7 protein-coding genes and 1 tRNA gene are annotated in these 8,744 nt (G+C 27.7%); all 8 read left to right on the top strand.

Annotated features, from left to right (window positions below; translation table 11 throughout):
• Window positions 1-20 precede the first annotated feature (20 nt).
• The 8 genes from CQA69_RS08590 to CQA69_RS09290 all read left to right on the top strand — a co-directional run bounded on the left by CQA69_RS08590 (window position 21) and on the right by CQA69_RS09290 (window position 8,266).
• Window positions 21-97, top strand: a tRNA-Ile gene (locus CQA69_RS08590).
• A gap of 2,066 nt (window positions 98-2,163) precedes the next feature.
• Window positions 2,164-3,768, top strand: coding sequence for an ABC transporter substrate-binding protein (locus tag CQA69_RS08585; RefSeq protein ID WP_137621367.1), 1,605 nt, complete (start codon window positions 2,164-2,166; stop codon window positions 3,766-3,768).
• A gap of 9 nt (window positions 3,769-3,777) precedes the next feature.
• Window positions 3,778-4,704, top strand: a complete 927-nt coding sequence (gene oppB / locus CQA69_RS08580; protein WP_137621366.1) for an oligopeptide ABC transporter permease OppB — start codon at window positions 3,778-3,780, stop codon at window positions 4,702-4,704.
• Between the two features lie 2 nt (window positions 4,705-4,706).
• Window positions 4,707-5,693, top strand: a complete 987-nt coding sequence (gene oppC, locus CQA69_RS08575) for an oligopeptide ABC transporter permease OppC (protein ID WP_137621365.1) — start codon at window positions 4,707-4,709, stop codon at window positions 5,691-5,693.
• A gap of 1 nt (window position 5,694) precedes the next feature.
• Complete coding sequence (locus tag CQA69_RS08570) at window positions 5,695-6,669, top strand: oligopeptide/dipeptide ABC transporter ATP-binding protein (RefSeq protein WP_137621364.1); 975 nt, start codon at window positions 5,695-5,697, stop codon at window positions 6,667-6,669.
• The gene (gene oppF / locus CQA69_RS08565; protein ID WP_137621363.1) at window positions 6,666-7,643 is read left to right on the top strand and encodes a murein tripeptide/oligopeptide ABC transporter ATP binding protein OppF; all 978 of its coding nucleotides are present in this window, start codon (window positions 6,666-6,668) and stop codon (window positions 7,641-7,643) included. The genes CQA69_RS08570 and oppF overlap by 4 nt, the downstream gene beginning before the upstream one ends.
• 99 nt (window positions 7,644-7,742) lie before the next feature.
• Window positions 7,743-8,090, top strand: coding sequence for a LysE/ArgO family amino acid transporter (locus CQA69_RS09220; RefSeq protein ID WP_342773391.1), 348 nt, complete (start codon window positions 7,743-7,745; stop codon window positions 8,088-8,090).
• Entirely contained in the window at window positions 8,087-8,266 is a 180-nt protein-coding gene (locus CQA69_RS09290) for a hypothetical protein (RefSeq protein ID WP_342773390.1), read from the top strand. The genes CQA69_RS09220 and CQA69_RS09290 overlap by 4 nt, the downstream gene beginning before the upstream one ends.
• The last annotated feature ends 478 nt before the right edge of the window (window positions 8,267-8,744 follow it).

Below are 8,744 nucleotides of genomic sequence, written 5' to 3'. Positions count from 1 at the left end.
CTATTCTCCACCATGATTAAGGGCCTATAGCTCAGCTGGTTAGAGTGCACCCCTGATAAGGGTGAGGTCACAAGTTCAAGTCTTGTTAGGCCCACCATTGAATAATATTGAATTTTCCAGTTAAATAATCGTATAGAAATCACTTTTACCTTTTAAATATAGACTTTTTATTTAACATAAAATATTTTTTAATCCAAATGTTAATTCTTGCTTAAATTGTTTCTTTTTGAAAATTTTTTAAATAAAATAGAGACAATTTCTAAATAATATTAAGCTATTTCTAAGTAAAAATATAAAAAGCAATTTATAATACAGGTTTTAATAGAAATGTTAACGAGAAGATATGTGTGTAAAAGAGTATAACTAAGATGTAACACGCGGTAAGGAAGATGCAGGAATCATTAAGTAATCATCGAGTATATGAAGATTTCTGTGTATATAAATTATCAAGCTACTTATTTATTGAATGTGAATAAAGACGAGACTGTATTTTCTGTTGAGACTAGACAGTTTATTATAGACGATAAAGAAAATAATAAAATTGTTATATTACTGGAAGAAAAAGAGCCCCAATGTTTTTTAAAAGCTAATAAAATAAGTAAAAAAATGTACAAAAAAAAGGTTTTTAATATCTAATATAATTACTCAAAATAAAGAGCTTTTTTAAAAAGAACTAGAATTAAAATTTATCCCATTTAGATCCCCTTCTTTGTAATAAAAATTAAAACCCTTGTTAAAAATCTAAAAGAATATACCTTTATCATAATAGACACCGTTAACATAGGAAATTACATATCGTATTTTCTAGCTTTTTATAACCTAAAGAAAATTATTTTGATCTTAATAGGAAATTTTTATTTGATTGTAAAGATATAGGTAAGTATAAAACTGATGTCTTAAAAAAAATTACTTAAAAAAGTATTTAATTTTTCTAAAGAAGTTAAAAGAAAAAATATAGTTGTTTTCATTATCTTATCGGGAAAATAGTGAAAATATTTTAGAAGATATTACTAAAATAGTTTTAAAATATAAAATACCTTTTATAAATGTGATATTTAATGGAGTTACTAGGTGCTTAAAATTGTTCTTTTTGTAATAATGTCTTTGATATAAAGAAAAAACAATGAAATTAAAATAAACTTATAAAGTATATAAATTTAAACTTAAGTATTTCTTTTATTTTTATAAATAATATCATTGTCTCTAGAATAGCAACTGTAGATATATTATATTTTTAAGTAATAGTTATAATAAAATTAACTCATTAAATAAGAGTTAGTCTTAGTAATTTTTAAAAAAACTATTTTGAAAAATTCAAAAGATTTGCTTTGTAAATATTATTCTCAAAGAGTGTGTAGTTTATTAAATTATATTTCTTAAGTATTATTCATCAATTTTGTATTTTAAATAGAGTTTAATATTTATACCTGTTTCCTGTATTTTTTTGTTTTCTTGTTTTTAAAAAAGGTTTAGTTATACTCATAAACCATCATCTGGTAAACTTTTACAAAAGCATCTTATTTATGTTTATTAGAATTAAAAAAAATAATAAGAATTTGAGAATGTTGTTTGCCTCTCAAATATTTTTTCAGAGTTGGAAAAGTTTTCTTGAAAGAGGCTTAATTTATTTATATATTGTGTTTTAACTTTCGAGTATTTTTGCCCTTTTTATAAATAAAGAAGGGTATATAAATCTCCATTGTTTTATGAAATATTTTATTTTTCAACCTTGTTTACCTTTTTTTGTATATTAATAAGCCTTGTTTATATGGAGTTTCGTTTTAGTTTTGTTATACTTAAATATAAACAACGCTCTATTTAGACTGAATGTATCTCGCGAAAATTCTACAAAGTCACGTTTTTAATATTTTCAGTATCAATCATACTTATGCTATGTGGCATTTTTAAAATATTTTTCTGTTTTCTCTGTTGTTATATTAATTTTATTTTCGCTAGATATCTTAATTCAGAGATAAAAAATTAGTTTCATTTCGTAACAGTTTTTTATTAAGTTTTGTTTATTTTATAAATTGTTTCTTTTTGAAACTTTTTTAAATTTTATATTCTTTAAAATATATATTTTAAGTCAAATGAAAGTATTAATAAGATATTCTAGTTTTTAATTATAAAAAATATTTTAGTTTTATAAGGAATAGACTAATTATGAAAAAGTTAACATATATCTTATTTTTATTTAGCTTTCTTTTTGTAAATTTTTTACAAGCAGAAGAAAAACTCGCTAAAAATCAAGTTTTTACTTTTAATGCAGGAGCTGCTCCTCAATCTCTAGATCCAGCTAAAATTGATGGTGCTCCTGAAGGTGTTTTTATAAGAAATTTATTTGAAACTTTGCTTATTTCTGATGAAAATGATAAACCTTCACCTGGTGTAGCTCTAACCTGGTCTCATAGTGCCGATTATAAAACTTGGACTTTTAATCTTAGAAAAGATGCTAAATGGTCTAATGGAGATAAAGTAACAGCTAATGATTTTGTTTTTGCTTGGAGAAGACTGGTTGATCCTAAAACTGCTTCACCTTATGCTTCTTTTTTAAATTATATGAAGCTTGCAAATTCTTCAGCTATTATAAATGGCAAGATGAGCCCAGATCGATTAGGGATTGAAGCGAAAGACGATTATACTTTAGTTTTACATTTAGAAAGTCCTGTTCCTTTTGCAGATCTTTTAACTCAATTTTATGTTCTCTCTCCAGTTCCACAAAAAGTCGTAGAAAAATTTGGTGATTCTTGGAGTGAACCTAAAAATATAGTAGGCAATGGAGCTTTTAAGCTTGATTCATTCGTTGTTAACGAAGAAGCGGTTTTATCTAAAAATCCTTATTACTGGGATGCTAAAAAAGTGTCACTTGATAAATTAATTCTTCTACAAATTCAAAACGATTCTGTTGCATATACACGATATAGAGCAGAAAGTTTAGATATTAGTCAATTTCCTTTAGAGCTTTTCAATAAGATAAAAAAAGAATATTCTAAAGAATTAGTCATAGGGCCGCAATTATGCACTTATTATTACGAGTTAAATGTTAAAAATTCACCTTTTGATAATAGCAAGGTTCGTCAAGCACTTTCTATGGCTTTAGATAGAAATATTATCACAGATCAAGTTTTAAGACAAGGTCAAATTCCTGCCTTTACTTTTTCTCCTCCTTCAATTAATGCAGCGGAATTAATTATGCCACCAGAATGGTCTAAATGGGATGATAATAAGCGTCATCAAGAAGCTATAAAACTTTTAAATGAAGCAGGATATAATAAAAATAATCCTTTAAATTTTACTCTTTTATATAATACAAATGAAAATCATAAAAAATTAGCTATAGCTGCTTCTTCTATTTGGAAGAAAAATTTAGAGGGTATTGTTAATGTTAAACTTCGAAACCAAGAATGGAAATCTTTTTTATCTACTAGACGTTTAGGTCAACAACAAATGGCTAGGGCTGGTTGGTGTTCAGATTATAATGAAGCAAGTAGTTTTTTAAATACCTTTTTATCAAATTCTTCAAATAATACTTCAGGATTTAAAAGTGAAGAATATGATAAAGCTATTGATTCGGCATACAAGGCAAAAACAGAAAAGGAAAGAGCTCAATTTTATGCACAAGCTGAAAAGATTTTATATGAAAATAGTATTTTAATACCTGTTTATTTTTATACAACAAGTTATCTTGTAAAACCTTACGTAAAAGGTTTTAAAGTAAAACCTTCTCAAAATAATTATTTTAAAGATATTTACATATTAGAGCATTAAGGTTTATAGGTGTTAAGATTTATATTTTTTAGAATTTTGCAAGCGATTCCTACTTTATTTATCCTCATTACAATCTCCTTTTTTTTGATGAGATTGGCACCTGGTAGTCCTTTTATGGGAGAGAGAGCTTATCCTCCCGAAGTAATGAAAAATATCAATGCTAAATATGGTTTAGATAAACCTTTAATGGTTCAATATGGAATTTATCTTAAAAATTTAGCACAAGGAGATTTTGGGCCAAGTTTTGTTTATAAAGATTTATCTGTAAATGATCTTTTAACCCAATCTTTTCCAGTTTCAATCATTTTAGGTATAATAGCTTTTATTCTATCTGTGCTTGTAGGAGTAGGGATAGGTATCATAGCGGCCTTAAATCAAAATAGTATTTTAGATTATTGTATTATGGCTTTTGCAATGATAGGAGTTGTTTTACCTAGTTTTATTATAGCTCCTTTACTCGTATTAATTTTTTCTATAAAATTAGAATTATTACCTTCAGGAGGATGGAATAATGGAGAAATCCAATATTTAATTTTACCTGTATCGGCTTTATGTATAGCTTACATTGCAACCATTTCTAGAATTACTAGAAGTTCAATGATTGAAATTTTGCATTCTGATTTTATAAGAACAGCTAGAGCTAAAGGTTTATCTTCTTTGAGAATTTTATTTCATCATGCTTTAAAACCAGCACTCATACCAGTAATTTCTTACTTATCTCCAGCTTTTGTGGGTATTATAACAGGATCTGTAGTAATAGAAAGTTTTTTTACTATACCAGGAGTAGGCCAACTTTTTGTCAATGGAGCTTTAAATAGAGATTATTCTTTAGTGCTTTCTTTAACGATTATTGTTGGAGCTCTTACTATTTTTTTTAATGCCATTGTTGATATTATTTATGTTTTTTTAGATCCTAAAATAAAAATCAAGGCTTAAAAATGAAATTATTTAATACGCATGATACAAAACAATTAGCACAGGAATTAGAAGAAAACTTAAATCAAAGTTTAGAAGATCTTAGAAAAAATTGGGAAAGTCAACAGGCATATCCACAAGTTTTAAATCAAAAAGAAGTTAAAGGAAGAAGTCTTTGGCAGAATGCTATGAGAAGGTTTTTTCATAATAAAGCTGCTATGGTAAGTTTAGTTTTAATTATTTTAGTGATTTTATTTTCTTTTTTTGGCTCAAATTTATCAAAATATACTTATGATGAAACTGATTTTTCTTTAATTGCCTCTTCTCCTAGTTTGGAAAATGGCCATTATTTTGGAACGGATAATTCAGGTAGAGATTTATTTGTAAGGGTAGCTATAGGCGGTAAAGTTTCTTTACTCGTTGGTATAACGGGTGCTTTAATGGCTATAATTATAGGTATCATCTATGGAGCGACTTCTGGATATATAGGTGGTAAGGTTGATATAATTATGATGAGAATTTTAGAAATTTTTTCAGCTTTACCTTTTATGTTTTTGGTTATTCTTTTAGTTACATTTTTTGGGCAGAGTATATTTTTGATTTTTATTGCTATTGGGGCTGTGAGTTGGCTTGATATGGCAAGGATAGTAAGAGGACAAACTTTAAGCCTTAAGAATAAAGAATTTATTCAAGCTGCTTTAGTTTGTGGAGTGGGCACAAAAGATATTATTTTAAAACATATAGTGCCTAATTTATTAGGATTAGTGGTTGTTTACGCTTCTTTATTGGTTCCTGGAATGATACTTTTTGAATCGTTTTTAAGTTTTTTAGGCTTAGGGGTTCAAGAGCCTTTGAGTTCTTGGGGTTCTTTGATGAATGATGGAGTAAGTTCTATGGAGCAAACCCCTTGGTTAGTTGGATTTCCATCGACATTTTTAGTGATTACTTTATTTTGTTTTAATTTTATAGGAGATGGTCTAAGAGATGCCTTAGATCCGAAAGATAGATAAGATGTTATTAGAAGTTAAAAATTTACAAGTTAGTTTTAAAACACCTGACGGTATTGTAAGAGCAGTTAATGATGTGAGTTTTAGTCTTGATGAAGGTCAAACGCTAGGTATAGTGGGTGAATCAGGCTCTGGAAAATCTCAAAGCGTATTTGCTTTAATGGGTTTGTTAGCCAAAAATAGTATTGTTGGAGGTAGTGTTTTATTTAACGGCGAAGAAATTTTGAATTTAGATTCTAAGGCCATAAATAAACTACGTTCAGAAAAAATGTCTATCATTTTTCAAGATTCAATGACTTCTTTAAATCCTTATATGAAATTAGGAGATCAGCTTATAGAAGTTTTAACTGTTCATAAAGGAATGGAATATAAAAAAGCTTTTGCCGAAAGTGTTCATATGTTAGAAGCTGTAAAAATCTCTGAAGCTAAAAAGAGAATGAAAATGTATCCACACGAGCTTTCTGGCGGTATGAGACAAAGAATTATGATTGCTATGGCACTTTTATGTAAACCTAAGCTTTTAATTGCTGATGAGCCAACAACAGCTTTAGATGTTACAGTTCAAGCACAAATTATGACCTTATTAAAGGAATTGCAAAAAGAATTTAATATGGCTGTTATTTTAATTACTCATGATTTAGGAGTTGTTGCTGGAACTTGTGATAATGTTTTGGTTATGTATGCGGGTAGAGTAATGGAATATGCTAAAGTGGAAGATATTTTTTATCATCCTACTCATCCTTACACTTTAGGACTTATGAAAACTATTCCACGTTTAGACTTAGAACAAAAAGAATTAGCATTAATTCCAGATAATCCACCAGATTTATTAAATTTGCCAAAAGGCTGTTCTTTTGCACCAAGATGTTCTTTTGCAAAAGCAGCTTGCTTAAAAAAACCTATTCTTGAAGAACTCGGCTTTAACAAAAAAAGAGCTTGCTTTGCACCAATAGATTTAGTTTTAAAGGATTATAAATGAAAGAATTACTTTTAGAAACTAAAGACTTAAGTGTATTTTATACTATTAGAAAAAACGAAGGTTTTTTTAAAAATAAAGCGATGAAAATGAAAGTCATTGATAAAATGAATTTTAAGCTTTATCGAGGAGAAACTTTAGGCATAGTGGGTGAATCAGGATGTGGTAAATCTACATTAGCTAAAGCTATTTTAGGGTTAAATAAAGATTTAGATGGCGATATATTATGGATGGGTAAGAGTCTTAAAAACCAAAGTGGTCAAGATTGGAAAAATATAAGAAAAGATATACAAATGATTTTTCAAGATCCTTTAGCCTCTCTTAATCCGCGTATGACTATAGGAGATATTATTGCAGAACCCTTAAAAGTTCATTTTCCACATATGAATGCTAAAGAAGTTAAAGAAAAAGTTTTGCAAATAATGCAAAAAGTATCTTTAATTCCAAGCCTAATCAATCGCTATCCGCACGAATTTTCAGGTGGTCAATGTCAAAGAATAGGAATAGCTAGGGCATTAATTTTAGAACCTAAATTAATAGTATGCGATGAACCAGTTTCTGCTTTAGATGTTTCCATACAGGCTCAAGTGGTTAATTTGCTCAAAGAAATACAAGAGCAAACTCAATTATCCTTAATTTTTATCGCCCATGATTTGTCTATAGTTAAGCACATTTCAGATAGGGTTTTGGTTATGTATTTAGGAAATCTTGTTGAAATTGCGGATTATGAAAAAATTTATAGCGATACAAAACATCCCTATACCAAGGCCTTGATATCAGCTGTACCAATACCTGATCCAAAAATTCAAAAAAATAAAGAAATTCAACTCTTAGAAGGAGAGTTGCCGTCTCCTATGAATCCACCAAGCGGTTGTGTTTTTAGGACAAGATGCCCTATAGCCAGTGATGAATGTGTCAAGAGTAAACCTGAGCTTAAGTGTAAAGACAATCATTTTTATGCTTGTATCAAAGTTTAAATGAGCCTTATTTTTTTAAAGGCTTTTTATTAACACTTCTTTAATAATAGCCATAGGAGTCCAAAATGCTTTCATAATCAAGTAGGCTATGTTAAAAAAATACGTTTTTGTGATATATATAATCTGTTTTTTTCCGATGTATTTTTATTAAGTGTAGGTATCTTTGGTGTTGGAGGATTTTTAGCTAAAAATAAAATTTTTAGCATTATTTTGGCTATTGTAGGCCTTATCTTTACCCTAGTTTATGCATTTTTGTGTTTTAAGTCAGCTCTTAGTAAAAATAACAGCATAGGCGAGAGCTTAGAAAATCCTAATTCTTTAAAGAAAGTGGTTTTATTATGTTTAGCCTTTACCTATCTAAATCCTCATGCTTATTTAGACACCGTTGTTTTAATAGGAGCTGCATCTCTTAGCTATAATTTTAATGAAAAGATTTTTTTGCTATAGGAGCCTGCTTAGCTTCTTTTATTTGGTTTTTTTCCTTAGGTTATGGAGTAAAAATCTTAGCATTTTATATGAAAAATCCAAAATTCTTTCAATTTATAGATTTTTTAACCGCTTTTATTATGCTTTTTGTAGCTTATTCTCTAATGCGTTACCTTCTTTACTTCAGCGCTTTTTAAGATTATAATAGGTATAATTTCGTCTTCAGCTTTTCTTTAAAAAAATCGGCTTTACTTAGCCTTATTTCAGATTTGTTTTTAGTTTTTTAGATCTTTGTGATTTACAATTTTTGTTGGCTTAAGATCTAATGTTTAGAAAAGTGTGTTCTATTTACTTACCAATGTTAAAAGTCACAAGCAAGTTTTAAAAACAATTTTACTGAACTTGTTAAAGAATAAAACTTTAATTATCTTTTTCTTTAAATAATGAAAAAAGATTTTAAAACGTTTTTAGTATTTTTATTTATTATACTTAATTATTATGTATTTTAAATTTTAATGAATATTTTAAATAAAAACTAAAAGATATATTTTAATTTTCTTTCTTTGTTTCTTTGAATAAAGAATAAGTTTTAAACTTCACAGCTTATATTTTTGCTTAATATAAGTGTTTAAATGCTTTCCGTCTTAAGATAATAAAAAGTCTTATTATAAAAAC

The organism is Campylobacter estrildidarum, from assembly GCF_005406205.1.
Lineage (GTDB): Bacteria > Campylobacterota > Campylobacteria > Campylobacterales > Campylobacteraceae > Campylobacter_D > Campylobacter_D estrildidarum.
Note: the sequence above shows the minus strand (reverse complement) of the source record. Positions and strands in the feature narration are given on the sequence as shown.